We start from the raw sequence: 24847 nt of genomic DNA, 5'->3' as shown, positions 1-24847 counted from the left end.
CACAACACCCGGCCGTAAGCGCGGCACCGCCGCGCACCCAAACGCATATAAAGATTTTTAAAATTGACTCACAGGTAACCGTAAAATAATACCGTCTAACGCTTCCGTCATCTCAATCTGGCAACTCAAACGACTGTTTTCCATCGGCTCTCGCGCCACGTCGATCATGCTTTCTTCAATATCGTCGGCAGGTGGTAGTTTAGCAAGCCATGCCTCGTCCACATACACATGGCAAGTTGCACAAGAACAAACGCCTCCACATTCACCAATAATACCGTCAATCATATTGTCGGTAGCCGCTTCCATTAAGGTTTGACCAAGGTTTACTTCTACTTCGTATTCGCCACCGTTGGCTTCAATAAAAATGGCTTTTGGCATTTGTTGTTTCCTTAGGCTACTGTTTGATTTCAGTTCAAGTGGTATTATTTACATTACGCTTAATTTTACCATAGCGGTTTACTCGCCGCAGCTTGTTCCAACAAGGAGAATGCATGAGCCAGCACGACCACAGAGAATATTTTGTGTCATGGGAAGAGTTGCACCGCGCAACACGCGAGCTTGCCCGACGGCAATTACCGGCAGAACAATGGCAAGGTGTCATCGCAGTAAGCCGAGGCGGCCTTGTGCCGGGCGCTATTATAGCTCGAGAATTAAATTTGCGGGTGGTCGACTCGGTTTGTGTTCGCTCGTATAACCATCAGAGCCAGCAAGCAGAGCCCGAAATGCTGAAAGACGTAGCGACACCCGACGGTGAAGGTTATTTGGTTGTTGATGACTTGGTCGACACAGGAAATACGCTTAAATTTTTACGAAAACGCCTACCAAAAGCCAAGTTCATCACCGTGTATGCAAAACCCCTTGGGCTCCCGTTAGTTGACGATTACGAAGCCGATATTGAACAAGAGACTTGGATTCACTTTCCTTGGGATATGCATTTGCATTACATCGACCCTCTTGCTGGGCATGAGTCGTAGCTTGGTAGTACTGGTTCATTATTAATTGGCAGAGCGAACGGCTACCATGGTTTTGTCATGGTAGCCCGTAGTAACAGTCATAAAACCCGAAAGCTGCTCGTCTAGCGCAGTGTCGCCGGTATCGGCTATTAAGGGGCGGCCCTCAAGTGCTTGCAACTTCTTCTTAGTGGCAACCACCAGAATATTTTCACGCGGAATATGTTGTATTACCGAAGGGCTTAACTGCTGATTTCCGCGCCCAAAAATATGCCCTTGGCCACCAATAAGCGTAATCACTAAATAGGTTTTGTTATAACCTGCCATGGCCTGCTCGATTTGCGCAGCAGTTACGTCGGCGGCAATCAACCGGCCGCCTGCCACTAAATCAACACCCAGCAAGGTATTTGGCAAACCGAGTTCAAACATAATCGCCTCAACTGTTGAGCCCGAACCCATTACGTAGAGCGCTTGTTCGTCCATACCTTCAACAATATCTGCTGCAATGTCACCAAGTACCAATTCGTCACTCTCCTTCCCTCCCACTTTCACCGCTTGCATGTACTCAAGCGCTCCGGGTACCGACAACTCACCATACCGCTTGGCACGCACGGTACCTACCCTAAATGCCTGCTCATCAATATCCATAACATCGGCTTGGCGCAGCGTCGTAAGTTCACCCTGTATAAGCTGCGCCACCACTTGCCCCGCGGCTTTTGGGGTAATGGCATAAACCCCCGAATGTATTTTCACCCCTGCAGGAATGCCAACTACAGGAATAACGCTGTTTCCAAGCGCTGCTACAATGTCGCGAGCCGTGCCATCACCGCCTGCAAATATAAGTAAGTCGAGTTCCTTGTTCGTTAACGCCGCCACCGCAGCTTGGGTGTCGTGCGCTTCGGTTTGCGCCGCACTCGGCCGGTACACCACGCTACAGGGCATACCTAACGCAGCCAATAAATCGGCCCCCATGGCACCCGCACAGGTAAACCATTCAATTTTGTTCGCACAGGGTAGCAGCTCCTGTAAAGCCGTTTGCGCGCGCAGTCCAGACCGTAATTGCGCGCCTCTCCGCAAGGCTTCTGCCCTAATTTCGGCACCGTCACTGCCCTTTAACGCCACTGCGCCGCCAATGCCTGAATAGGGGTTCACTACCAGCCCTAACCGAAAATTTCTCACGCTAATTCCCTCTCTAACGCGCGCAACGGCTCTAGCAAACGCTCGCCCGCAACGTGCAAACGACGTTCACAGAGGGGTGGCTGCTGGTAATGCTGTTGTAGCACCCCACAAAACTTCGCTAAACGCGCATTCAAACCGAGCGCAAACAATGCTTGCGCCTTTTCAATAACACACTCAGTAAACTGCAAACGGTCCGGCTCATAGCAACCCTGCAAATTGTCGAGGCTCACTTCAAAGCTGTGCCCGCAACTGAGCGACAACAACCATTCATAAGCCTGGGGCTTTACCTCTACCGCCTCAAAAGCAGCTTGCTGCTCAGCGTTACGACCGTCTGGTTTATACCAATATCCGTAGTCGAGAAGATAACGCCTTACCTTACCGGCCACACACCAATGCGCAATTTCATGTAGCGCAGAGCGGTAGAACCCATGTGCATACGAAATCTCGCAATGTGCTCGATGGCTCGACGCGGGTCGATAAATAGGTTCGCCATTACTCGCGACTAAGCGCGTATTATGGCTCTGCAAAAAAGCGGCATTAAACAATGCCGCTAACTCTTCAACACAAAAGTGCGTTTTAGTCATAAACTTGGAATTCTAATCCTTGCGACCACCACTGAGGTGCCGGCGCCCCTTTCAAGTGGTGATCAAAAAACTCGAGCATTTTAACCGTGTAGTCAATTTTATTGGCGTAGCGGCGTAAATGGTGCGGTTCGCCTTCATAGTGCAACATCACCACAGGCTTGTTGAGGCGACGCAACGCTAAATAGTACTCAATACCCTGCTCCCATGGAACGGCTTCGTCTTTATCGCCAAATTGAATCAACATAGGCGTATTAATTCGATCAGCAAAGAATACGGGCGAGTTTTGCAAATAAGGATCGAGGTTTTCAAACATACTCTCACCAATGCGACTTTGCCCAACTTCATATTGAAATTGGCGTGCTAAGCCAGAGCCCCAACGAATGCCACTGTAGGCGCTAGTCATATTCGACACAGGTGCACCTGCAACTGCTGCGGCAAAAAGATCAGTTTCTGTTACTACGAACGCAGTTTGGTAGCCCGACCAACTGTGACCGTGCAAGCCGATTGCGTTTTCATCGGCAATGCCCATGTCGATAAGCTTTTGCACACCCGGTACCAACGACTCCGTAGCGCTCGGGCCTGGTGCGCCCTCACGAAAGTTCACGTCGGGCAAAAACACAACATAGTCTTGGCCAACATAAAACGGGAAGTTGGGGCGATGGTTCACCTTCATTTGGTTGAATTGATACAAGCGCTGCGAGAACTTTTCGTAATAATACACCATCACCGGATAACGCCGGTTCGGATCAAAATTGTCGGGCTTAATCACAATACCTTGTAGGGTTTCGTCATTTTGCGATTGCCATTCAATTAACTGCGGGGTTCCCCACTTAAACTCATCGATTTGCGGATTTACGTTGGTTATTTGCTTTGCATTACCTAAGGCAAGGTCTGCAACCTGTACATTAGGGAACTGACGAAAATCTTGTTCGGTAAAGAATAAACGGTTTTGCTCATGAAAACGTTTCACCAACCGATAGGTTTTTTCCCCCTGTTTTAACACGGTAAGCGCGCCGCTTTGCGGATCTAAACGATGGAAACCAGACGTTTTGTTTTTTTCATGAAAGCTTCGCACGAGCAACGCGTCGTTTGCCTGCAAGTGCCCTTCCTCCGGCATTTCAATACGCAGCTGGGTGTCGTTATTGCGACCAAAATTTGCCGTAACATTCTGCACACTGCTTTGCTCAGCACCTTGTGGCGGCACCGACACAAACCAAATATCGAAGCGGTCGTACTGATAAAAACCAGAGCTGTCGGCAAGCCAACCCGCTGTACCATATGCACTGGCTTCTGTTGGACGGTCTTCAAGCTCATTCACCCAACTTACGGAAACATTTTCTGCAAGGCGTGCGCTGTTACCGGAACGGCTGTCAAATAAGTGCAGCTGCTCGTTTTCCACATAGGCCACAAAACGCCCATTTGGAGAAATTGCACCACGCTCTGAACTGGGTAAACGACTTGCAATACGCTGCTTTTCGCCCGTTTTCAAATTGACATGATAAAGATCGTGATAAAAACCCGCCCACGTAATTTCCCGCAAATAAGGTCGTGCGTCCGACGCAATGGCGTATTCCATATTGTCTTCAATACGCAGGTTGATTTCTGTACTGTCGGCAAGCGGAATCCATTTCGGCTGTTGCTCAGTGAACCATACCACAGTAGGAACAGTTGCCCGGTTGCGCTGCCGATGTGTTTCGCGCTGGTGCGGAATAATTCGGTCGTCGTTCCCATGCCACACCTGCAAGCGACGATCCGCCAATAGGCGATCAAGATCAAACAGCTCGCTTTCGCTTTCTGGCTTGGCTTGTTCTGAAGTATCAGGCGTTTGCGCTTCGCGAATACCGGCAATAAGCGCTTGATCATTAGCATGCCAGCGTAAGCGAGTATGCTCGCTCACTTCCCAACCTTCCGCGTTAAAAGCCAATTGTTCTGGGCTACGTTCGCCATAGCGCCATACATAAACAATGCGGCTCGACACATTTTTATCACTGTCGGCGGGAGCTGCGGCAATAGCAAGTGCCGATCCGGCGTCGTTGAACGACAGTACGGTACTGGCCTTACCCACATTTTCGAGCAACTGCAACCACGAATGGTTTTGCGTATTGCGGACAATAACTTGACCCGCCTGCTGGTCGGTTGCAGCAAGGTGAAATGCCACCCGAGGCCCTTTTTCGGCAACAACCACCTGTTCTACGCCTTGCACTTCTCGGTGTGCACCGGTGGCTAAGGTTCGCAATACAACCCGATGCCCGGCCGCGTCTTTTTCCTTACCATGCACCACCACTAAGGTTTCACCGTCGCCAGTGAAGTGCACACTGTCAATGTCGTTGAAAACCTGTTGTTCGCCAGTCGCCACATTCACTAAAACGGCGCGCGTGGTTAATGCTTTTTTCTCGTCGGCTGTGCTCGCCTGTTCAGTTGCCAACAAGCTTGGCGCTTGCCGAAACACAACATAGTCGCCCGCTTGGGTAATTTGTGGGTGGCTGCCACGTTCTACTTCCACGGTTGTATTGCGTTCCACGTTCACAACATAACCTGTGGGGTCGCCTAAGTCTGGCACCGCGTCGTAGGCATAAACAGCGCCGTTTTCGCTCCACACTTGGCGTTCAATTTCGCGGAACTTCATAATGTCGGTAAGCGCTAAGGGGCGGGTAGACGTTGGCTCTGCTTGCATGGCAACACTGGCCTGCCAAGGGGCAGAAACTGCGGCAACAGCAAGCAAACAAAGCGCCGCCGAAGAAAGCATGCGAAAACGCACCAACTTACGAGAATAAGGCATGTGGAACCTCTTGTTGTTATTGGCTTTAAGTTGACTTTTATTATGACCAAAAGCGTTAGGGGTAGCCATGCTGTCGGTCTAGTTAGCTGCGCTTTTCAGCGACTCCGAGCGCCGCAAAGGCCCCAATGAGTGCAGCAAGCGCGGCGAGGGAAAACGTAAGTTCAGCCCCGGCACCGTCTTGCCAGAGAATGCCCGTAACCAAAGCACCAATAGCCCCGCCGCCCGCGTAACCAATACCCAAATACAATGCCTGCCCACGGCTTTGTTGTGCTTTCGGAAAATGGCGGTGCAAAAACTTTATCGCGCAGCTGTGGTGAAGGGCAAAACTAAAAGCATGCACCAGTTGCGCAGCAACCATAACCCAGAACAATTCGGCGTAAGCTCCCATTAACCACCAACGCACTGCGCTCACAGCCATGCAAAATGCTAATACGCGCGACAACCGAAAACGCACCAAAATTTTACCGGCTAGCAAAAACATGATGACTTCTGCTGCAACGCCAAGTGCGATCATGGCGCCAACGGCCATAGGCGCATAGCCGAGTTGGCCGAGGTAAAGCGCGAAAAACGCATAAAAGGGCGCGAAACTTAACTGTAATAAAATGCTTGAAGCGATAAAGAACAGAAACTGACGTTTGAACACACTTTGCAGCATGCTTTGCCCGCTGGTTTGCTCATGGGCTATCGGCTTGGCTTCTGCTTTCGGTTCACGCAGTATCCACACGACAATGGCCAAGGGCACGAGCAACGCGGCGGCCAACCATGGGTAGCTGGTTTTGCCTCCCCATGCCATTAACTCGGCGGCGACCAAAGCCACCACAATAAAGCCGAAACTACCGCCAGATCGAATGCGACTATAGCGGTGCTGATGTTGGCCTAAAGTGTTTAAAGTCACCACCTCGAGCTGCGGTAAAATAGCCGACCAAAACAAGCTAATGAGCGCCAAAACTATCGCCACGCCAAGAAAGCTGGTGACATGATTAAGCACCATGAGCAGCGCTAGTGTGGCGAGCACACCGAGTCGAATTGCGGGTAAACGTTCTCCACGGTAATCACAAAAGGTGCCCCACAAGGGCGGCCCGACAATTCGACACAGCGTTGCAAAGGCAATGAGCTCACCAATTTGGCGCGAGTTAAAACCGAGTGCGTCTAAAAATACCGCAAGGTATGGCACAATCAGCGCCAACACGCCAAAGTAGCCAAAATAAGCCCAACTTAACCGCCGGCTGTCGCGTTGCTGTTCAGGGGTAAGTGGCGTAAGCGTGTCGATGCTCATTATAACTCAGTTGGAATATGGTACGTTGCCGCTGGCGAGCCACCATTTTGGCCCCTTTGGCGTAACCAATGGTCCATAATCACCAATGCCACCATGGCTTCTGCAATGGGAACTGCGCGAATGCCTACGCAGGGATCGTGTCGGCCTTTGGTTTGAATGTGTGCAGGCTCGCCATTTGCACGAATGGTTTGCCCCGAAATTCCAATGCTCGAGGTTGGTTTTAGCGCAATATCAGCCACAAAAGGTTGACCGCTGCTTATCCCACCGAGCACGCCACCGGCATGATTACTTAAAAAACCTTGCGGTGTTATTTGGTCGCGATGTTCGCTGCCTTTTTGTGCTGCAACCGCAAAACCGTCGCCAATACTTACAGCTTTAACGGCATTAATACTCATCAGCGCTTTTGCCATGTCCGCGTCGAAACGATCAAACACGGGTTCGCCGAGCCCCGGCGGTAACCCTGTTGCCTGCACCCGAATTCGCGCACCTACCGAGTCACCTTGTTTACGCAAATCACGAATGCTAGCGTCGAGTGCTGCAATTTTTGTTGCGTCGGTAAAAAAGAATTCGTTTGTTGTCGCGGCATTGAAGTCGAAAGATTCGGCGTAAATGTTGCCCATTTGGGTCATGCCCGCTTGCACCTGAATACCCTGCTGCGCTAAGAATTTCTTTGCAATAGCCCCAGCAGCCACGCGCATGGCTGTTTCCCGCGCAGACGAGCGCCCTCCGCCGCGATAATCGCGCACTCCATATTTTTGATCATAGGTGTAGTCGGCATGCCCTGGCCGATAAAGGTCTTTAATCTTTGAGTAGTCTTGGCTGCGTTGGTCGGTATTTTCTATCAACAGCGCAATAGGGGTGCCGGTTGTTTTTCCTTCAAAAACACCCGACAAAATGCGCACTTGATCAGGTTCACGACGCGCTGTGGTATAACGACTCGCGCCCGGCCGACGCCGATCAAGTTCGATCTGAATGTCGGCTTCGGTAATTTCAAGCCCCGGCGGGCAGCCGTCAATTATGGCGCTTAGCGCTTCACCGTGGCTCTCGCCGGCCGTAGTGACCCGAAATAAGACACCCCAGGTATTTCCTACCATGTGTTTATTTGCCTTGTGTTGAAAATTCTGCTTGGTGTGCGATTAACTCTTGCTTGGTCAGTAAAAACACGCCATCGCCGCCGTGTTCAAACGACAACCAGGTAAAGGGCACGTTTGGCCACGCTTCCACCATATTCACCCAACTGTTGCCCACTTCACAAATTAATACACCCTGCTCGGTTAAATAGTCGGGGCTGGTTTGCAAAATGTGGCGTACTAAGTCGAGCCCATCTTCGCCCGACGCCAAACCGAGTTCTGGCTCGTGATGATATTCCTCAGGTAAGTCGGCCATATCTTCAGCGTCTACATAGGGCGGATTACTTACAATTAAGTCGAACTGCTGCGGCGCTATGTCGTAAAAACCGTCGGACTGCACTAAGCTTACCCGACCTTCGAGCTCATGCTCCGCCACATTCATTTGTGCAACGTGAAGCGCGTCTTCAGAAATATCGCTCGCCACTACATCTGCTTCTGAAAAGTGGTACGCACACGCAATGGCAATACAGCCCGAACCGGTGCACAAATCGAGAATACGCTCAGGCTGCTGCACCAGCCAAGGTTCAAACTGCTGTTGAATAAGCTCGCTCAGTGGTGAACGTGGCACCAATACCCGCTCGTCTACATAAAAAGGTAAACCTGCAAACCATGCTTTATGCACCAAATATGCCGCGGGTACGCGTTCATTCAGGCGCCGCCACAGGAGTAGCGCAAGTTCCGCCTGTTCGTCTTTTGCTAAGCGGTAAGTAAGGTAGTTGGGCAAGTCTTCAAAATGCAGCTGGGTTATTTCAGAGAGCAATAAATTCGCTTCTTCCCAGCCGTTCGCAGCCCCGTGGCCAAACCATACGTTGGCTTGGTGCAACTTAGTGGCTATGTAACGTTGCCAATCGCCAATGGTTTTTAGCCCTTTGCCTAGATCTTTAGCCGCTTTTAGCTTTGTTTTATCGTTCACGTGCGTTCGGTTCCTAATTCTGAATATAAAACGCTTTCAGTTTTCCTAACATGGCAAGTGGCTCTACTTCTAAGGAAGCAATACCAGCCGTTGGAAACAGCGGAGGTTCAATAGCCGTGTCGAGATAATTCACCAAGTAACACACAAACGGCATGTGCGAAACGATTAATACGGTTTCAGCCGGCTCTACTTGTAAGCGCGCCAGCAATGCGCCAGCAAATAATTCTGGGTCGCTGTCCGGCGTTATTTCACTCGAAGTTTCCGTTACCTCAATGTGAATAGAGTCTGCAACATGCTGGAAGGTTTGTTGCGCCCGCACGTAGGGGCTTACCAACGCAAGGTCAATTGTGCGGTGCTGCGCTTTCAACCACTGCGTCGCGTCTTCTGCTTCTGCATGCCCTACAGCGGTAAGCTCGCGTTCTGCGTCGGCACCCACTTTACCCATGCCTACGGAAGGTGCAACAGCTTCACCATGCCGCATTATATATAGTTTCATTCTTGCTCTGCCTTCAGGTCACGCTGCTTGGTCTGCCTTTGTTTGTCTACTCGCCCACCCGTAACCGGGTCGGCCCGCCCTTCTTCTTTCGCTTGCTCGGCACGGCGCCGGCGCGCTTCTTTCGGATCAGCAATAAGTGGACGATAAATTTCAACGCGATCGTATTCTTTCACGATGTCGCTGAGCTTACAGGTTTTATTCCAAATGCCAACTCGGCTTGGCTCTACCACCATATTGGGAAAATAGTCTTTCATACGCGACAATGCGATAGCCTGCTCGACTGTAGTGCCGGGTGGAACCGATATATTTAAAATCATTTGCCGCTCGGGGGTGCCATACACCACCTCAATACTGATAAATTCATTCATGAAGTGGAACCATACACTTGTCGGGCACGCTGGGCAAAAGAGTCGACCATGCGCGAGGTAACCTCATTAAACACTTTCGAGAAGGCAAAATGTAGAAGCTTACTGGAAAATTCGAAATCGAGTTTTAAGGTTACTTTACAGGCATTCTCAGCAAGCGGCTTAAATTCCCACCCACCGCTGAGCGACTTAAAGGGACCCTGTGCTAACTCCATTTGAATTGCATGAGGTGCTTGCAGCTGGTTTTTCGTTGCAAAAGTATGCCGCATTCCGGCTTTGCTGATGGCTAACTCCGCAACAATTTCGTCCGCAGATTGGTGAATAATGCGCGCCGCCGCACAACCGGGCACAAATTCGGGGTAACTGGCAACATCATTCACTAAATCGAACATTTGTTGATCGCTATAGGGTACCAGAGCGCTGCGCTCAACCTTCGGCATGATCACTACTTCCTCATGGTGTTCGCCATTTTGCACCTATGTCGCAGGTGCAGAGCATCAAAAGCAAACCATCATTTTAACGCTACTCAGGGCAAGTGCCTACCCCAATAATACCCGAATGCAATAATTCTTTTTCCTTTTCTAGCGCGCTAGACTCGGTATAATAGCGCCATGACAAAGAAAAAAACTCCAAGTAGTACCATTGCCTTGAACAAAAAGGCTCGCCATGAATATTTTCTCGAAGACAAGTTCGAAGCGGGCATAGAATTACAAGGGTGGGAAGTTAAAAGTATTCGTAACGGTAAAGTGAATATTGCGGACAGTTATGTAATTGTGCGCAACGGCGAGGCGTTCCTGATCGGCGCTACAATTCAACCGCTCCACTCTGCCTCTTCTCATGTTGTGTGCGATCCTGAGCGCACCCGTAAACTGCTGTTAAAAAAGCGCGAAATTAATACCTTAATTGGTAAAACTGAGCGCGAAGGCTACGCCATGGTCGCCACTGCCATGTACTGGAAAAAGTGCTGGGTTAAAGTTGAAGTTTACCTCGCCAAAGGTAAAAAGGCCCACGACAAGCGCGACACCGTAAAAGACCGCGACTGGGCCCGAGAAAAAGAGCGCACTTTAAAACACAAGGTTCGGTAACACACAGCTCGGTAACATACAGTCTGGTAAAATAAAGCGCGGTAAATCCGCGCTAGCTGCATGCACACCCCATACGCACCTGTTGCCATTGCGCTTCATTATTGCAATGCGCACTGTACGAGCAACTCATTACCGATGTGGGTCGGCTCATATTGCAGCCGTTTTGATGAAATAAGTCTGTTACTGTTTCACCTACCCCAGCACTGGGTACTTCTATTCGAAATTCGCTGTAGGGAACCGCGTCGAGTATAGGAACCATTTGCGAAAAACTCTCACAACGGCTCAAATACCGATGCCAGTCTAACTGCATAACTCGTTGAGTATTAAATTGGGTGTCTTTCATACTTGTTGCCCGCAATGCCACCTGCACTTTACGTTCTTCACCCTCCGCAAGGGTAGCCGTTACAACACAGGTAACCCTCGCACTTTGATGCGCTGGCACCTCATTTCGATCGCAACTTATCGGTAGGCTAGGTTCAACAGTTAAGTGCAAACTACAGCCGTGCAAACAATCGCTAATATCAAACTGCAACGTCGCGGTAAAATCCGCTTGGTACTGAGCTTGCTCGCAGCCTATGCACTGCGCTGCGTTAACTTGCGGCCATTGCGGCGCTAAACACCATTGCGACACTTCAATGCAATGGCTAATTTGAGCATCTAAGGTGTTCAGTCGCTGCTGCGTTTCCGTAAAGTAATCACTGTTCGCAGTTGAAAGAATCACCGGCTGATGCACCACAACCTGCTCGCTCGTCAGTTGCTCTGTTATAAAGTTTAAGCTTGCTACCGACTCGCTCTCAATTCGCGTCGCTGCCACATGGCTAAAATCTCCCTTTGCTCCTAACAGGCTTTGGCTGTGTACTTGCGTGCTCTGCCACTCGGTGCCTGACGCCGCGGCACCTGTTAAGTTATACGCTTGTAGATTTTCGGTTTGCAGTGCGTCAGCGCTGGTGTGGGCACTCTCAGCATGCTGGGCTTGCCCGTTGGCAGCGCCTAAAAGTTGGAAGGCTGCAGTGACCGCATCAACGCTGTCTATCGTTTGAATAGCGTTATTCTCCATGCTCAAGTGTGTTTGCATGCCTGCAGGCTCAGCCCCTTCTCGCTCAATCCAACGGGAACTGTCATGTGGCGTTTGCTCTGGCAATGGCAAGTAAATGTCGCCCGCACGAGCTTGTGCCAACACCAACCGCGGTGCGAGCTCTGCGGCTAAATTCTCGTTATGAGTTACCACAATAAGGGCGACCGGCGAGTCTTCAACCCGAACCGTTAATCCCTGCTGCTGTTGCGTGTTTATCCATGCCGATACCGGCGCGCTTATTCGCCATTGTGCATCGGTTAATGGAGCTGGCTTTTCGAGCCATAGCTGAAACAATTCCATACGCAGCTCATGGCTTTTAAATTGCCACTGCTCTAGCCTAAGTTTGCGATCAGCTTCCACCCATACCCGCAACTGAACGGCCATTACGGCAAGCACACCCAGAAATACAAAGATCAGCGAGATTAGCGCGAACCCTTTATTTACTCTGCGTTTCATAAGCGTTCAGCTTGCAGTTCCATTAACCATTGCAAAACCGGGAGCTCACCTTCCCCTTGCCGCACCTCTACTTCAATGAATGCTTCCGTGGCTAAACGCAAATAGCTCACACCAAGTTGATGCCAAGCGGCAACCGATTCTGGATCACCTTCAAGGGCTCGTAAAAAAGCAAATTCTGCGGCTTTCGTATCATTCAAACGCAGCATAACTTGACCCAGTAAACGCCAGTACGCACTGTCGTTCGGGTTTCTTTTGAGCTCGGCACGCAACAGGCGCTCACTCAATACCAAGTCGCCCGCTTGATAGGCTGCTTGAATTACTTGTTCATTAGCGCTCGGCGTTGCGTTATCGGTGAACGCAGTACTAGCGCAACCGGTTGTGCCGCTCAGGCTCGTGAGTACGATTAACGTGAGCCCAGCTAACTTGAAGATCCCTTTCATGGTTTTTGTCCTTTTGTTGTTTGTTAATTTGGTACTTGTTGCTCCAACCCAATGCCTGCTCCCAGCCCTGAGTGAGTTCTAGTACACTACTCGCTTGCGCACAGCGGCGAATTTGATTTGGCCCTACCGCCCAATCAATGCGCACAACTTCGCCGCTCGTGTTCAACCACAGTAAGTCGATAGGCTCCGGCATAGCGAAGGTTTGCACACAACGACAAGGGCGTAGCCATACCCCCGCACAATTTCCTTTTGGTTTTCCCCACCAGCCGAATAATCGCCGAAAAAAGGTAAAACACAGCAACACAGTAAACGCTGTTGAACGCTCTCCTCGTGTGAGAAAAACTGTTGCGCGCATTACACTTGGTACATTACTTTTGCCGCAATTACCCCAATAAATGGAATAATGGTGGCAGGGAAAATAAATAAGGCCAAAGGCCCCAGCATGCGCACCGGTGTTTCCTGCGCTTGCTTTTCTACCGCAGCAGCGGTGAGTTCACGCCGCACAGCCGCTTGTTGCTCCAACAACGCCACCAAACTGTTACCCTGTTGGCTCGCTTGTAACAGCAAGTTAGCAAATGAGCGTATTTCCGCTCGCGGTAAACGCTCACAAAGGTTCGTTAGCGCGTCTTGAAACGACACGCCCGTGCGTACTTGATATAAAACATTGCGTAACTCACTGTACAGCGGGTTCTGTCGCTGGCCCAAGCCCTTTTGTAGGGCGGTCATTAAGGGCACGCCTGTGGCCAACAGCAATGCCAACGCGTCCATAATGATCGGTAGCCCGTAAACCGCCTGCTGCTGCCTAATTTTTGCTTGTTTTCCCGCGACCAAAAGTGGCCGTAAACAAGCAAATAAGAGTAAAAGTAGCGCAGCTTGCACCACAACAGGTGCACCTAATAAGAGGCTAAAGGTTAACAGCAGCAAAACGCACATGGTTCGAAGTAACCACCCGTGAATACTGTTCATTTGTAAGCCAGCAAGTAGAAAAGGTTGTGCTAAAGCGTGCTGCAATCCTTTAGGGAGCCGCAGCCAGAGCCATTCAGCACTGAGCTGCCAGCCACGCATAAGCCTAGCTCGACGCCGATAGAGCAGAACAACAAAAGCACTGAGGCTGGTATACACAACAACCAAAGCAACTAACAGCACTAACATTAGAGCGGCACCTCCACGTTGATCATCTTTTGAATAAGAAAATGGCCACTGCCTAAGAGAAAGGCCATAATACCCGTGAGTATCCACCCCAACGCGGAGTCGAAGAGTGCCCGCATGGCCTGCGGCTCGATAAACCACAGCACCGAGCCTAAAAATATGGGTAAGGCTGTCATTACATGCCCCTGCATACGCCCCTGTGCCGATAAGCTTCGCACCCGCTGCACCAACTGCGCTTTAATACGCAAGCTTTTGCCTATTTTTTCCATTAATACCGCCTGTTGGCCTCCCGACTCGCGACCCAGCAATAAAGCTTGAATAACACGCTCCAGCTCTTCGCTCGGCATGCGCTGATACAACCCATTAAATACATCAGGAATAGACTCGCCTAACCGCAGTTGACGCAGCATTAAGCTAAACTCTTGCGCAACCGCCCCCGTGGTATTCGCGCGAATAAATTGCAAGGCTGTGGGTAAGGTTCCGCCGGTTCTCAGCGTGTTGGCAATAAACAAGCATACGTCGGGAAGTTGCTCGACAAACTGCTCCGCGCGGCGCTTTAACAACCAGCGGTAAGCGATAGGTGGGCCTGCCAAAAGCACAGCGAGCGCTAGCAATGACACCACAATATGCAGCTTTACCCACCACATCACGAGCGCCAAACCAGCCACGCTCATTAACCAAAGGCGAATGAGATTACGAACCGGGACAAAGAGAAAAAGCGCTGTAAGTCCACGTTGTAAGCGTATTTCGTAATTCTTTTCCGCGTCCGCTACCGCGCTGCTAGCTAATTTATACAACGCTGCGGTAATTGCAGTAATGGCCGCCCATAACAATAAAAATGCAATAACAGCCAAGCTCATAGGTTGGCTCCAAACATGTGCTCACTCAAGCAGGTTAATTCATTATCAGCCACGCACACAGACAGTACGCTCGCTTTGTCTTCGCTATTGAGTTGCTCCGCAAATTTCGGAATTTCGCCGGTCGCAACATGCTGTTGACGCGACTCATTCCAGCACCAAAGTTCAGCCAACTGCACCACGTCGCCCTCCAGCCCCTGTATTTCTGTAATCGACGTAATTCTGCGCTTGCCACCGAGGGTTCGGTTCACCTGCACAATAATATTCACCGCACTTACAATTTGTTGGCGAATAGCCAGTAACGGCAGCTCCATACCCGCCATGAGTACCATGGTTTCCAAACGGCGTACGGCGTCGCGAGGCTTGTTCGCATGCAAGGTTGTCATCGACCCTGAGTGACCCGTGTTCATGGCTTGCAACATATCGAGGCTTTCCCCACTGCGGCACTCACCCACTATAATTCGATCGGGCCGCATGCGTAGGGCATTTATCACCAATTGGCGAATACTCACCTGCCCTTCTCCCTCTTGGTTCGCTGGGCGAGCTTCTAAACGTACCTGGTTCGATTGCGGAATGTTTAGCTCCGCAGCATCTTCAATAGTGATTACACGTTCGTGCTCGGTAATAGAGTCGGCAAGAATGTTCAACAGCGTGGTTTTACCACTGCCGGTGCCACCACTGATCACAATATTCATGCGCAGCCTTACGGCGAGTTGCAGAAACCCCGCCATACCTTCGGTACAACTTCCCATTTCTATCAGGTTCTGCAAATAGAGCCGTTGGCTACTGAACTTGCGAATGGTAATGCAGCTACCGTCGAGTGCTAGCGGCGGAATGACCGCATTTACACGCGAGCCACACAGCAAGCGGGCATCAACCATCGGCGAGCTTTCATCGATGCGCCGCCCCAATGGCGTAACAATGCGTTCAATAGCTCGCTTTACACTCGCCTCGTTTTGAAACTGTAAATCACTCTTGCGGAGCTGGCCGGCGCGTTCGACAAAAATTTGATCAAACCGATTCACCATAATTTCGCTTACCGCAGAGTCGCGCAGCAACGGCTCTAATGGACCAAGCCCTAGTAAGTCGTCGAGTACTGTTTCCACCAACGGCAGTGCTTGCTCTTGAACACCTAGCTCAGCTGCCGACCGCATCATCGCTTCGCCCACTAAACTCCGAACTTGCTGGTCGGAATAATTATCAATTTGCGCACGGTGCAAATCGAGCGCTGTCAGTGCTGAAGATTTCAGCTGTTGATAAACATCCATGTTCTTTCCTCCTTTAACTCACCGACACCGACACACCGCGGCATGGAGCCTTTCTTAATTGCTCTTGACGACGTTCCCTACGTTGCTGTTGTTGTTCTGCTTTTTGCTTTTCCTCCGCTAATACTCTTGGCGTAATAAAGACCATCATTTCGGTTTCTTGTCTGCCTTGCTCGGTAGCGCTTCCGAGAAAGCCAAACAATCCATTATTCGTTCCTGTTGCACCTGGCACACCGCTGCGTTGATATTGTGCTTCACGACTTTTTAAACCCGATAACACCAAGGTTTCTCCAGCTTGAATGGTTACCGTAGAGGCGCTTCTACGCGTGAGTAGGCCCGGAATACCTTGTACAGCCACCGCCGCGTCTAAACTACTCACTTCCGCTTCAATAAGAGCCTGAATTTTGCCGTTTTCTAAATACTCAGGGGTGGCCTGCACACGAATACCATAGGGGTGAAAAGCCACCTGCATTTGCCCGTCGGCATTGACCTGTGGAAGTGGTATTTCGCCTCCCGCCAAAAACTCGGTTGTTTGCCCCGAAAGCACTCTCAGCTTTGGTGTCGCGAGCAGATTGGCTTCGCCGCGCTCTTCGAGTAACCGGAGAGTAGACGTGAGGCTGGTTTGCCAACCCAAGTAGCCCCGCGTGCCTGCGCTCATACTGTCGGCGAGTTCAGCTGCGGCGGGCTGCCACACTGAGCTTAAGTCTGACATCAAGCGAAAGCTTCCGCCGCCAAGCCAGTCCGAAAGCACCCCCACTGCTGGGCCGGCCAGCGCGGGCGACCATGACAAACCGTGATTTCGTAAGAACCGGCGCCGAACTTCCACCACGTTCACCTCGAGTTCTAGCATTTGCTGTTGTGGCTGCTGAACTTCGAGTTGACTCAAATTAAGCCCTGAAAATTGCTCAGCGAGAGCCTGATAACGGCGGTAGCTTTGCGCGCTTACGGTTCCATGCAGCCAAATTTGCGCGTTGCTTTCTATTTGGTGAACCCTATTCGTTTGGGCAAATAACGTTAAGAAACCGAGCAATACGTTACGGTGAGGCGGTACCACCAAAACCTGAATTGATGCACGTTCACCCGTTTCGGTTTGCCAAAATAGTTCGGTAACGCCAGGTTGATTGGCAAACACCACTAACCTTTGCTCCGACCACTCGGTAGATATTGATTGCTCATGCGAAAGTACAAGTTCGGCAATGGGTGACGCCAACTCTGTTTGATACATTTCGCCGACTTCGAGTCGCACATGCTCGGTGGCGAATAACCATGGCGCCCAAAACAACAGTACTAGCGTAGCCAGTAGTAAGCGAATGTTCATGTTCTGTCCTTTGTTCAAAGTCCGTTTTGCCGGCTGCTTAACCACAGCGGAAGCCCAGTTAAAGTGACCCGTTCGAGGGTGTAAAAACACGCGTTACGCCTTTGGTGTTCAGTTTTTCTGCCGCCGCTTCTTGGTCGACCCCTTGCACAACAAAGCGCAACTGTTGTTGTTCATAACGTTCCGTGAGCAAGGCAATTTGCTGCTCTGGTACCGCAAAGGTAATAAAGTCGGTATGCACACGAAGTACTTCCACAGCCGGGGTAAGTTGCTGCCAGTGCTGCTCTCGCTGCTCATAGAAGTCGACCCGATCACCCACCTGCAGTTGCTGCACATGGGTCCAGTCGTTTTGTACCGCTACGGTAAATGCGCGCATTTGCGGCGCTAACTGTTGGCTTAATTGCATAGCGCTCTCGTCGACCAAATGAAGCCATTGCAAGGCTTTTCCAGCCCGCACAGGATAGGCGAGAAAGCGTTGCTGAACTTGCTCGAAGGCTTCTGGCAATATAGCGTCGGCCGGCAGCGTTCGAGCTTCTAATGAACGCGTTGCGAGTTGGTCGACAGTAAGTTCAGCGCCAGCAGATAAGTTACTGCGTGCAACAAGCACCAATTGCTCTTCAACCGGAAGCGGCGGTAGCCGCGGCTGCAAGGCAATTTGCTGGGCCAAATAGCGTTCTACCAACCACCAAGTAACAGCGGCTGCAACTAAGCCGAAAAGTAATGGCGCAACAAACCAAAGCGGTATTCTTTTAATCCATCCCTGAATGTTCATCTGTTCCCTTTCCTTGTTCCTGCTGCTACAAGTCGAGTTGGGTCATGAGCACACTCCCAGGTCGCTCTTGCCAACCCACCACAACATGCTGCTTTTCCGCTACTTGCCAATGCAACACAAAGGCACGTGCCATGCGCTGCTCGAGCATAACGACCCCGCTTGCTTGTTCAATTTGGCGCTGGTAGGAAAGAAACAGCTGATACAGTGGCCGTTGCTCCTGCCAATGTTTCACCGCCATACCCGCAACGGATACTGTACCCAACTCAACCGTTGCGTTCGGGCTAATCACCCGCTTGCTTTCACTCCATAGGCTAGGTTGGGTTGACTGATCCCAACTTAAAACTCGGTCGGCCGCTAAACATTGCCAAAGGCCAAGCTGTATCTCGGGCAATTCAACACAATCCAAGCTGTTTACCCACTCTTGCATGGCATTTTGGGCGCTTAATACATGCCAACTTGAAACAGCTAAACCCAACACTTCGGTTTCGGGCAGCACCTGCTCGCGCTGCAAATGGTCAGGCCATGTAATGAGTAATGCCACCGCTAGACTAATCATGGCCACACTCCGCTGGTTTGCATAATGCAGGCGTTGGCACCGGCTGATTGTCGACATGACCTAATACCAGCATGTGTGGTGCAAACTCACGCGCAAAAGGCAGAATACTGACCCATTGCTGTAGGTAATCCACGCCGAGATCGTTCAAATAGCTGGTGAGTGTTAGCGATCGAGGGCGCTGATTGAGGTGGGCGATCCGCCGTGGCGACCAATCGTTGTCGAGGCGCACATAGTTAAACCAATTTTGCTCTTGATCATTGTCGCCCGGCCAATACGCGCGCAACTGATAAAGGTTGCCAGTTGGTAGGGAAAAGTTCCCTTGCAGCTCTAACACAGACCACACGGGTGAAATGAGTTTGGCAAAGGAATAATCATCGTTGTGCTGCGCATCTAGGTTGGGCTTTTCCCATTCTGGATATTCGTAGAGCGCACTAATGGATTCAAAATCCTGTGCGGCTAAGTTACGATCAGCACGCATCGGTGCCTGCTCGATTAAAAGTTGTGCTTGCTCATGGGCTCTGGCGCGCTCGGTTAAGCGCTGATGAAAATTTGGCAGCGCCAGCAACACCACCAATCCAACTACCGAAAGTGCAAGCGCGAGCTCTACCAAAGCCTGCCCCTTCCCTTTTCTGCATGATTGAATGCTGCAAGATTGCTTCATTACACTTGCGCTCCTATGAGTTGCCGCTCCAATTCATTAACACTGCTCGGCTGCACACGCCAAAGCGCATTAAATAGGTTCTTTCGCTCGCGCATAAGGTCGCCACGCGGCCAGTAGCTGTTGTCGCGCTTAAAGGTTATTTTCGCCCGCCCCACACCCCAGATCATCGGTTGCTCATCGGTTTCCGGACGCCGAACCACTAGCGTAACTGACGGATACTTCTCGGCGTCGTTGAGGAGGTATTGATAGGGCACCCGGTGGCGGTGGCGTATTTGTCGAGCGCGACGGGCAGCATTGCGCGAAGCTTTAGGGTTCACTCGGTAGCTTTGCCCATAGTCGTTGTTCTTATTGCGCAGCGGTAAACGCTGACGAAGATAATAGGCACCACCCGCAAAGCGCACTTCGTCTACCCCAAAAAGGGTGTTCACATGAATGGACATGGTATCGATAGCCTGCCAAACCACTTGCCCTGAACGCTCTGAAATTTCACTGCCGCCGCCTTTATTCACCCTTAAATTGAATGCTTTAAACCAACGGTAAGTACGCTTATAGCTGAACGGATCGCGACTCTCTGACGCTAAGTCGGCATATTGTGCTTGTTGCTTTTTATTCGAGCTTCGGGTTTGGAACTTAAGCCATAGATGATTAAGGTCCAATAAGGTTTGGTGATTCAGTAACGCCACCTCGTAATCCGGATGACTGGCTTCAACAAGGTCGGTCACGGTAAACAAGGAACTGGTCCAGCTTGCCTGGTGAAAGGCAACTTGCGCCGCCTCCAACCCTTTCAGCATAGTTTGCTGTGCCAATACCGCCGCTTCAATACCGGTACTGAGGGTTTTCTCAGCTTGCTTTACAACCTGGTTCATGGCTTTAGTAATGGCATTCAAGTAGGGAACCCACGAAGTAAGCAGGGCTATATTCTGTGTAGCCTGTTGGGTCATCATGAACCAAGAATTAATGCCTAATAGCTGACCAATCGCGATTTCATTAGCCAACATTGCTCGATTGGTAATGGCTTTAAAATTCAGATCACGCGCCGCAATGGTGGCGAGCGCCTGCGCCGCGTGATCTGCAACATGCTGCACATGAAGTTGATCTTGGCTTTGCTGAGCCAAGCGCACAACAGACAAGCTACCGAGCAAAATACCGGCCAGCAAAAAACTTGCAAGTACCAAGATATAGCCGCGTTGGCGTGCATGGAGTTTCATGTTTCGTCCTTGAATAGCAGCACTGAGGGTGCGGTTAACCGCCGTTTGCTTCGTCGTATTCGCCTAAGCCGTAATCGGCATTGGCTTTACTACTTGCACTTTGCGCCGCGTTTTCTGCATTTTTAATTTGGTCTTCTGCCGAACGGCCAGAAATTTCTTGAGCGACACCGGCCACTTGGTTACGAACGGTTTTACCAAACAACGAGTACACCCCAATGGCCGACACTACCACTAGTGCGAGAATGACAATGTACTCTGTCATTCCCTGGCCTCGACAATGATTGCGTTGACGAGTATGCATAAAAGCCTCCTTGCATTTGCTCTGAATACACTCACAACGAGTGCTTTACAGGTTTAGCAAGAAGGCTTTAAGAAGGCGAGTTTTGCTGTTGAATTTAATCGATTGACAAGTATTTATGCAGTTGCACCGAAAGCCGCCAATTCCGCGCGCGGCAGGTTTCGATGGCAAGTTCCGTTGCTCGTGGCTTTTGGCTGATAGGCTGCAAGGCAATAACGACGTTCGCTTGCAACTTGTGCTCAGCCAACAACTGGTCGAGCTCGTCAATGTGCTTTTGCATGGCTATAGGGTGTTTAATTTCATTCGCACGTTGCATGGCTTGCGCCAATATTTCGGAACCGCCCGGCATGTCTATTTTCGGGCTTACAGTAACCCAGGTGTCGGCATGTACATACACAGCAAAGGTGCCGCTGGTTTCAATTTGGGTTTGGTAACCCGCACGTTGCAATAAACTGGTGAGTTCAAGCAGATCGTACATACAGGGTTCACCGCCGGTAATTACAACGTGTTTTGCCTTCCAACCGTTTTTTTGAATGGTGGTGAGTATTTGCGCTGGGGTCATCGACGCCCAACCCGCTGACGCTGAAGTTTTCACTAATACATCGCTGGCATTCAGCTGTTCGCTATCGTTTTTATGCCAAGTGTGTTGGGTATCACACCACGGACACCCCACGGGACAGCCTTGCAGGCGAAGAAAAATAGCGGGCGCGCCGGTAAATACGCCCTCACCCTGAATGGTTTCGAACAGTTCATTCACGGGCAATGCAGCACTAACAATAGGCGTTGACATGAAGCTCCTTACTGTAATTCAAATACAAGGGATATTTTAAATCGTGCATGGCCTAACGAAAAGCCTTTGCCGTGGTTGGTTTACCGAACAACAATACTTCTGTATGTGGGCAAAGTTCGCTAAAATTAAGGGTTCAAGTATACAGGAGATGCAGAACATGGCGCAAAACAACACCACGAAAATCGACGCTGTAGTGATTTACTCTGGCGGCATGGACTCATTTACCGTTCTGCATAAAGCAATAGCGCAAGGCTTAACCGTAGCTGCACTGAGCTTTAATTACGGCCAACGCCATAAAAAAGAGCTCGATTACGCAGCGCGGGTTTGCCAAGCCCTTGGTGTTGAGCACAAAGTTGTCGACATTACTGCCATTAACCAATTGCTAGCGGGTTCTGCCCTCACCGACGCAATTGAGGTGCCAGACGCAGACTACGCAGAAGCGAACATGAAGGCAACCGTAGTTCCAAACCGCAACATGATTCTACTGTCGCTGGCTATTGGTTTTGCCGCTTCGCGTGGCGCTGGTGAAGTGTGGTACGGCGCGCATTCGGGCGATCATGCTATTTATCCGGACTGCCGCCCCGAATTTGTCGACAAGATGAATGCCGTGAGTTTAATTGCAAACTACGAACCTATTGCTGTGGTTTCGCCGTTTTTACACGCCAGCAAAAGCGAAATTCTCGCCGAAGGTTTGGCGATGAACCTTAACTATGCAGACACCTGGACCTGCTACAACGGCCGTGAAAAAGCCTGTGGCCGTTGCAGCGCTTGTCGCGAGCGGTTAGCCGCTTTTGCCGCGCACCACGCCCAAGACCCACTGCCCTACGAATAGAGCGCGAGCACCGCGCGAGCGTTCTGCCAGTCTTGTTCTGTTGCCGTAAAAGGTAGACCGAGCAAACGCTCAACAACATTTCCTCGCGCATTCTGCGGCACATGAAGGTCGGCTAAAAGCTCATTAACAGCAACCCTATTGTTACACACCAACAAAAGCTCGCCACCCGCAGCAAAGGCTGCGCGCGCGCGTGCCGGCACGTCGCCAACAACGCGTGCGCCTTCCATAAGCAAGTCGTCGCTAATAATCACCCCATGATACGAAAGTTGTTCGCGCAACACGCGCTGTAACCAAAAAGGTGAAAAGCCCGCGGGTAAGGCATCTACCGCAGGATAAACCACATGTGCCGGCATAATAGCGTCGAGCTTATCGGCCAGCGCTTGAAAGGGCAGTAAATCGTGATTTTCAATTTCCGCAAAACTGCGCTCGTCTGTGGGAATATCAATGTGCGAGTCGGCCACCACCGTACCGTGGCCTGGGAAGTGTTTGCCCACACAGCGCATGCCCGCCCTCGCCATACCGGCAATAAATGCTTTGGCGAGTGCAATAATTCGCTCTGGCTCAGCGGCAAAAGCACGGTCTCCAATTACGGTACTGGGCCCAAGCACATCGAGAACTGGCGCATAACTTAAGTCGATGTCGAATTCACGTAATTCCGCCGCCATAAGGAAGCCGAGCTGCTCGGCCTCAGCGCTTGCAGCTGACAACTCGCCGTTGCGCTCAAAAATACGCACCATGGCTGGAATGGCGGAAAAACCGTCACGAAAACGTTGAACATGCCCGCCTTCATGGTCTACGGAAATAAGAAAAGGCCGCTGCACCGCTTCGCGAATACTCTTTACTAACGCTCGCAGTTGATCATGATCGCGGTAATTCCGAGTAAAAAGAATACAGCCAACAACATTTTCGTTCTGGAGCACTTCTCGGTCAGCATTGGTTAGTTCTAAACCTTCAAAATCAATGATTAATCCACTCATGGGGAATGTAATGCTCCTGTTAACTACTTGAATAATCGCGTGGGCTCACTCATTATGTTACTGATAAGTTGTTGAGAGTAGAACCGTATGAAACGAAAAATACTGCCTTTAAGTGCGCTGAGTTTACTAATAGCCGGTTGTAGCACAGAAGATTTACCGCAACTTCCCACCGTAGATGTGGGCGCAAGCCAATGTTCACAACAAGCAAAGAACGTGAACATGTTTAACTTTATGCAGTCCGACTACCTTTGGAACGACGAAATTCCGAGCGGTATTCAGCCCCGAAGCTACGCCAGCCTTAACGACCTGCTCAATGCAATGCGCAGCCCGCGCGACCGCTTTTCGTTTTTACTCACTGAACAAGAATACCTCGACCGCTATGTAAATGCGGTATTTTTTGGCTATGGCTTGTCACGCCAAGATCGCCCCGACTTAGGCGTGATGCAAATTCGTTATGTTTACGAAGACTCACCAGCCGCTGAAGTGGGCTTGAGCCGCGGCGACCAAATTATTGAAGCGAACGGCGTGGCTATGGCCGAATGGTACAGCCGTATTGAAGCAGGCTCAGCAACCATTGACGATATTTTTGGGCCTAATGAAGAAGGCGTTTCCGTTGACTTACAATGGCGTGACCCGAACGGCGTTATTAGCTCTGCAACCATTACCAAACGCGAAGTAGAAACCAATACAGTAATGCACACTCAGCGCCAAAGCGTAAATGGCAGCGAGGTTGGATATTTTGTGTTCGACACCTTTATTAACCGCTCTGAGGCAGATTTAAACCGTGCATTCGACCAACTCGACGGAGTCGACGAGCTGGTGGTTGATTTACGCTACAACGGCGGCGGTTTAATTCGGGTAGCGAACCAGTTAGCTTCGCAAGTAGCCTGGCACGAGGTGCAAAATCAAACCTTTGTGACCTACCAATACAACAGCAACTACCAGTCTAACTCTGTGCCATTTAATCTCGGCGCCGGCATCACCCGGCTCAACTTAGACCGAGTTTATGTGCTCACAACCGGCGCAAGTTGCTCGTCGTCGGAGTTAGTGATTAATAGTTTAAGCCCCTTCGTAGAGGTGATTACCATTGGAGAACCCACGTGCGGCAAACCAGTAGGACAAAGCCCACGCCAGTTCTGCGACGAAATTCTCTACTCGATTAACTTTCAAACGTTAAACGCCGACGGTTTCGGCGATTATTTTGACGGTTTACCCGTGAACTGTGCGGCGAGCGATACTATTGTTGCAGACTGGGGCGATAACGCAGATCCATTGTTAGCGACCGCTTATACCCATATTCAAACAGGCCAATGCGCTGCCGACGGTGTTGCCGCTTTGTCGCGGGCGACCAGCCGTTCAGTTGCAACGGGTAACCCAGTTATCGACAAGTTCCGTAAAGAACACTAATTCACATTGTAATTAAAACCAAAAAGGCGAAG

General features: G+C 50.6%; 28 protein-coding genes. 4 read left to right on the top strand and 24 right to left on the bottom strand.

Going from position 1 to position 24847, the window contains the following annotated elements:
• Positions 1-57 precede the first annotated feature (57 nt).
• Positions 58-378: a 2Fe-2S iron-sulfur cluster-binding protein gene (locus DQW12_RS08615; RefSeq protein ID WP_113907453.1), complete on the bottom strand. Its 321-nt coding sequence runs from the start codon at positions 376-378 to the stop codon at positions 58-60.
• Between the two features lie 113 nt (positions 379-491).
• Between DQW12_RS08615 and gpt the strand changes: the two genes are divergently transcribed.
• Positions 492-974: a xanthine phosphoribosyltransferase gene (gene gpt, locus DQW12_RS08610; RefSeq protein ID WP_113907452.1), complete on the top strand. Its 483-nt coding sequence runs from the start codon at positions 492-494 to the stop codon at positions 972-974.
• A 21-nt stretch (positions 975-995) separates the two neighbouring features.
• Here gpt and DQW12_RS08605 read toward each other — a convergent pair whose 3' ends face one another.
• The 9 genes from DQW12_RS08605 to DQW12_RS08565 all read right to left on the bottom strand — a co-directional run bounded on the left by DQW12_RS08605 (position 996) and on the right by DQW12_RS08565 (position 10112).
• The gene (locus DQW12_RS08605) at positions 996-2129 is read right to left on the bottom strand and encodes an ATP-NAD kinase family protein (RefSeq protein WP_370444359.1); all 1134 of its coding nucleotides are present in this window, start codon (positions 2127-2129) and stop codon (positions 996-998) included.
• The gene (locus tag DQW12_RS08600; protein WP_113907450.1) at positions 2126-2713 is read right to left on the bottom strand and encodes an elongation factor P hydroxylase; all 588 of its coding nucleotides are present in this window, start codon (positions 2711-2713) and stop codon (positions 2126-2128) included. The genes DQW12_RS08605 and DQW12_RS08600 overlap by 4 nt, the downstream gene beginning before the upstream one ends.
• The gene (locus tag DQW12_RS08595) at positions 2706-5492 is read right to left on the bottom strand and encodes a S9 family peptidase (RefSeq protein ID WP_157957885.1); all 2787 of its coding nucleotides are present in this window, start codon (positions 5490-5492) and stop codon (positions 2706-2708) included. Before DQW12_RS08595 ends, DQW12_RS08600 begins: the two co-directional genes overlap by 8 nt.
• 82 nt (positions 5493-5574) lie before the next feature.
• Positions 5575-6768, bottom strand: coding sequence for an MFS transporter (locus DQW12_RS08590; protein WP_113907448.1), 1194 nt, complete (start codon positions 6766-6768; stop codon positions 5575-5577).
• On the bottom strand, positions 6768-7862 hold the full coding sequence (aroC, locus tag DQW12_RS08585) for a chorismate synthase (protein ID WP_113907447.1): 1095 nt from the start codon (positions 7860-7862) through the stop codon (positions 6768-6770). Before aroC ends, DQW12_RS08590 begins: the two co-directional genes overlap by 1 nt.
• A gap of 4 nt (positions 7863-7866) precedes the next feature.
• Positions 7867-8811, bottom strand: a complete 945-nt coding sequence (gene prmB, locus DQW12_RS08580; RefSeq protein WP_113907446.1) for a 50S ribosomal protein L3 N(5)-glutamine methyltransferase — start codon at positions 8809-8811, stop codon at positions 7867-7869.
• 13 nt (positions 8812-8824) lie between these two features.
• Positions 8825-9307: a phosphohistidine phosphatase SixA gene (gene sixA, locus DQW12_RS08575; RefSeq protein WP_113907445.1), complete on the bottom strand. Its 483-nt coding sequence runs from the start codon at positions 9305-9307 to the stop codon at positions 8825-8827.
• Positions 9304-9675 carry an RnfH family protein gene (locus DQW12_RS08570; protein WP_113907444.1) on the bottom strand — a complete coding sequence of 124 codons (372 nt, stop codon included), beginning with the start codon at positions 9673-9675 and terminating at the stop codon, positions 9304-9306. Before DQW12_RS08570 ends, sixA begins: the two co-directional genes overlap by 4 nt.
• Entirely contained in the window at positions 9672-10112 is a 441-nt protein-coding gene (locus DQW12_RS08565) for a type II toxin-antitoxin system RatA family toxin (protein ID WP_113907443.1), read from the bottom strand. The genes DQW12_RS08570 and DQW12_RS08565 overlap by 4 nt, the downstream gene beginning before the upstream one ends.
• A gap of 171 nt (positions 10113-10283) precedes the next feature.
• On the opposite strand from DQW12_RS08565, the gene smpB reads away from it, so the two are divergent.
• Positions 10284-10757 carry an SsrA-binding protein SmpB gene (gene smpB / locus DQW12_RS08560; protein ID WP_113907442.1) on the top strand — a complete coding sequence of 158 codons (474 nt, stop codon included), beginning with the start codon at positions 10284-10286 and terminating at the stop codon, positions 10755-10757.
• 52 nt (positions 10758-10809) lie between these two features.
• Here the strand turns inward: smpB and DQW12_RS08555 are convergent, their stop codons facing one another.
• The 13 genes from DQW12_RS08555 to queE all read right to left on the bottom strand — a co-directional run bounded on the left by DQW12_RS08555 (position 10810) and on the right by queE (position 21599).
• Positions 10810-12288, bottom strand: coding sequence for a hypothetical protein (locus DQW12_RS08555; RefSeq protein WP_113907441.1), 1479 nt, complete (start codon positions 12286-12288; stop codon positions 10810-10812).
• Positions 12285-12728: a tetratricopeptide repeat protein gene (locus DQW12_RS08550; RefSeq protein ID WP_113907440.1), complete on the bottom strand. Its 444-nt coding sequence runs from the start codon at positions 12726-12728 to the stop codon at positions 12285-12287. The genes DQW12_RS08555 and DQW12_RS08550 overlap by 4 nt, the downstream gene beginning before the upstream one ends.
• Positions 12652-13083, bottom strand: a complete 432-nt coding sequence (locus DQW12_RS13845) for a DUF192 domain-containing protein (RefSeq protein WP_113907439.1) — start codon at positions 13081-13083, stop codon at positions 12652-12654. Before DQW12_RS13845 ends, DQW12_RS08550 begins: the two co-directional genes overlap by 77 nt.
• Positions 13083-13880, bottom strand: a complete 798-nt coding sequence (locus DQW12_RS08540; RefSeq protein WP_113907438.1) for a type II secretion system F family protein — start codon at positions 13878-13880, stop codon at positions 13083-13085. The genes DQW12_RS13845 and DQW12_RS08540 overlap by 1 nt, the downstream gene beginning before the upstream one ends.
• Complete coding sequence (locus DQW12_RS08535) at positions 13880-14737, bottom strand: type II secretion system F family protein (protein ID WP_113907437.1); 858 nt, start codon at positions 14735-14737, stop codon at positions 13880-13882. Before DQW12_RS08535 ends, DQW12_RS08540 begins: the two co-directional genes overlap by 1 nt.
• Positions 14734-16002, bottom strand: a complete 1269-nt coding sequence (locus DQW12_RS08530; protein WP_113907436.1) for a TadA family conjugal transfer-associated ATPase — start codon at positions 16000-16002, stop codon at positions 14734-14736. Before DQW12_RS08530 ends, DQW12_RS08535 begins: the two co-directional genes overlap by 4 nt.
• A gap of 13 nt (positions 16003-16015) precedes the next feature.
• Positions 16016-17317: a secretin GspD/PilQ domain-containing protein gene (locus DQW12_RS08525; protein WP_113907435.1), complete on the bottom strand. Its 1302-nt coding sequence runs from the start codon at positions 17315-17317 to the stop codon at positions 16016-16018.
• Positions 17318-17375: 58 nt separating this feature from the next.
• Positions 17376-18086 carry a Flp pilus assembly protein CpaB gene (gene cpaB / locus DQW12_RS08520; RefSeq protein WP_113907434.1) on the bottom strand — a complete coding sequence of 237 codons (711 nt, stop codon included), beginning with the start codon at positions 18084-18086 and terminating at the stop codon, positions 17376-17378.
• Between the two features lie 25 nt (positions 18087-18111).
• The gene (locus tag DQW12_RS08515) at positions 18112-18642 is read right to left on the bottom strand and encodes a hypothetical protein (protein WP_113907433.1); all 531 of its coding nucleotides are present in this window, start codon (positions 18640-18642) and stop codon (positions 18112-18114) included.
• Entirely contained in the window at positions 18635-19303 is a 669-nt protein-coding gene (locus DQW12_RS08510; protein ID WP_113907432.1) for a hypothetical protein, read from the bottom strand. The genes DQW12_RS08515 and DQW12_RS08510 overlap by 8 nt, the downstream gene beginning before the upstream one ends.
• Positions 19303-20511 carry a hypothetical protein gene (locus tag DQW12_RS08505; RefSeq protein ID WP_113907431.1) on the bottom strand — a complete coding sequence of 403 codons (1209 nt, stop codon included), beginning with the start codon at positions 20509-20511 and terminating at the stop codon, positions 19303-19305. Before DQW12_RS08505 ends, DQW12_RS08510 begins: the two co-directional genes overlap by 1 nt.
• Before the next feature lie 34 nt (positions 20512-20545).
• Positions 20546-20812, bottom strand: a complete 267-nt coding sequence (locus tag DQW12_RS08500; protein ID WP_113907430.1) for a Flp family type IVb pilin — start codon at positions 20810-20812, stop codon at positions 20546-20548.
• A gap of 94 nt (positions 20813-20906) precedes the next feature.
• Positions 20907-21599: a 7-carboxy-7-deazaguanine synthase QueE gene (gene queE, locus DQW12_RS08495; RefSeq protein ID WP_113907429.1), complete on the bottom strand. Its 693-nt coding sequence runs from the start codon at positions 21597-21599 to the stop codon at positions 20907-20909.
• A 157-nt stretch (positions 21600-21756) separates the two neighbouring features.
• On the opposite strand from queE, the gene queC reads away from it, so the two are divergent.
• A complete protein-coding gene (gene queC / locus DQW12_RS08490) occupies positions 21757-22431 on the top strand; it encodes a 7-cyano-7-deazaguanine synthase QueC (RefSeq protein ID WP_113907428.1) in 675 nt (224 codons plus the stop codon).
• Here the strand turns inward: queC and nagZ are convergent.
• Positions 22422-23408: a beta-N-acetylhexosaminidase gene (nagZ, locus tag DQW12_RS08485; protein WP_113907427.1), complete on the bottom strand. Its 987-nt coding sequence runs from the start codon at positions 23406-23408 to the stop codon at positions 22422-22424. The genes queC and nagZ overlap by 10 nt on opposite strands.
• 87 nt (positions 23409-23495) lie before the next feature.
• On the opposite strand from nagZ, the gene DQW12_RS08480 reads away from it, so the two are divergent.
• Complete coding sequence (locus DQW12_RS08480; protein ID WP_113907426.1) at positions 23496-24815, top strand: S41 family peptidase; 1320 nt, start codon at positions 23496-23498, stop codon at positions 24813-24815.
• Positions 24816-24847: the final 32 nt, after the last annotated feature.

Source organism: Aliidiomarina celeris, from assembly GCF_003316875.1.
Taxonomy (GTDB): Bacteria; Pseudomonadota; Gammaproteobacteria; order Enterobacterales; family Alteromonadaceae; genus Aliidiomarina; species Aliidiomarina celeris.
This window is presented reverse-complemented; position numbering and strand designations above follow the sequence as displayed.

What these genes read in the sequence shown, in the direction of transcription:
- DQW12_RS08550 (WP_113907440.1), bottom strand. Translation starts at nt 12,728, where the DNA reads ATGAAAGGGATCTTCAAGTTAGCTGGGCTCACGTTAATCGTACTCACG.
- DQW12_RS08555 (WP_113907441.1), bottom strand. Translation starts at nt 12,288, where the DNA reads ATGAAACGCAGAGTAAATAAAGGGTTCGCGCTAATCTCGCTGATCTTT.
- queC (WP_113907428.1), top strand. Translation starts at nt 21,757, where the DNA reads ATGGCGCAAAACAACACCACGAAAATCGACGCTGTAGTGATTTACTCT.
- DQW12_RS08565 (WP_113907443.1), bottom strand. Translation starts at nt 10,112, where the DNA reads ATGCCGAAGGTTGAGCGCAGCGCTCTGGTACCCTATAGCGATCAACAA.
- aroC (WP_113907447.1), bottom strand. Translation starts at nt 7,862, where the DNA reads ATGGTAGGAAATACCTGGGGTGTCTTATTTCGGGTCACTACGGCCGGC.
- DQW12_RS08510 (WP_113907432.1), bottom strand. Translation starts at nt 19,303, where the DNA reads ATGAAGCAATCTTGCAGCATTCAATCATGCAGAAAAGGGAAGGGGCAG.
- DQW12_RS08505 (WP_113907431.1), bottom strand. Translation starts at nt 20,511, where the DNA reads ATGAAACTCCATGCACGCCAACGCGGCTATATCTTGGTACTTGCAAGT.
- DQW12_RS08535 (WP_113907437.1), bottom strand. Translation starts at nt 14,737, where the DNA reads ATGAGCTTGGCTGTTATTGCATTTTTATTGTTATGGGCGGCCATTACT.
- DQW12_RS08480 (WP_113907426.1), top strand. Translation starts at nt 23,496, where the DNA reads ATGAAACGAAAAATACTGCCTTTAAGTGCGCTGAGTTTACTAATAGCC.
- smpB (WP_113907442.1), top strand. Translation starts at nt 10,284, where the DNA reads ATGACAAAGAAAAAAACTCCAAGTAGTACCATTGCCTTGAACAAAAAG.
- cpaB (WP_113907434.1), bottom strand. Translation starts at nt 18,086, where the DNA reads ATGAACATTCAGGGATGGATTAAAAGAATACCGCTTTGGTTTGTTGCG.
- queE (WP_113907429.1), bottom strand. Translation starts at nt 21,599, where the DNA reads ATGTCAACGCCTATTGTTAGTGCTGCATTGCCCGTGAATGAACTGTTC.
- DQW12_RS08600 (WP_113907450.1), bottom strand. Translation starts at nt 2,713, where the DNA reads ATGACTAAAACGCACTTTTGTGTTGAAGAGTTAGCGGCATTGTTTAAT.
- DQW12_RS08595 (WP_157957885.1), bottom strand. Translation starts at nt 5,492, where the DNA reads ATGCCTTATTCTCGTAAGTTGGTGCGTTTTCGCATGCTTTCTTCGGCG.
- DQW12_RS08540 (WP_113907438.1), bottom strand. Translation starts at nt 13,880, where the DNA reads ATGTTAGTGCTGTTAGTTGCTTTGGTTGTTGTGTATACCAGCCTCAGT.
- DQW12_RS08515 (WP_113907433.1), bottom strand. Translation starts at nt 18,642, where the DNA reads ATGATTAGTCTAGCGGTGGCATTACTCATTACATGGCCTGACCATTTG.
- nagZ (WP_113907427.1), bottom strand. Translation starts at nt 23,408, where the DNA reads ATGAGTGGATTAATCATTGATTTTGAAGGTTTAGAACTAACCAATGCT.
- sixA (WP_113907445.1), bottom strand. Translation starts at nt 9,307, where the DNA reads ATGAAACTATATATAATGCGGCATGGTGAAGCTGTTGCACCTTCCGTA.
- DQW12_RS08615 (WP_113907453.1), bottom strand. Translation starts at nt 378, where the DNA reads ATGCCAAAAGCCATTTTTATTGAAGCCAACGGTGGCGAATACGAAGTA.
- DQW12_RS13845 (WP_113907439.1), bottom strand. Translation starts at nt 13,083, where the DNA reads ATGCGCGCAACAGTTTTTCTCACACGAGGAGAGCGTTCAACAGCGTTT.
- gpt (WP_113907452.1), top strand. Translation starts at nt 492, where the DNA reads ATGAGCCAGCACGACCACAGAGAATATTTTGTGTCATGGGAAGAGTTG.
- DQW12_RS08590 (WP_113907448.1), bottom strand. Translation starts at nt 6,768, where the DNA reads ATGAGCATCGACACGCTTACGCCACTTACCCCTGAACAGCAACGCGAC.
- DQW12_RS08525 (WP_113907435.1), bottom strand. Translation starts at nt 17,317, where the DNA reads ATGAACATTCGCTTACTACTGGCTACGCTAGTACTGTTGTTTTGGGCG.
- DQW12_RS08570 (WP_113907444.1), bottom strand. Translation starts at nt 9,675, where the DNA reads ATGAATGAATTTATCAGTATTGAGGTGGTGTATGGCACCCCCGAGCGG.
- DQW12_RS08500 (WP_113907430.1), bottom strand. Translation starts at nt 20,812, where the DNA reads ATGCATACTCGTCAACGCAATCATTGTCGAGGCCAGGGAATGACAGAG.
- DQW12_RS08530 (WP_113907436.1), bottom strand. Translation starts at nt 16,002, where the DNA reads ATGGATGTTTATCAACAGCTGAAATCTTCAGCACTGACAGCGCTCGAT.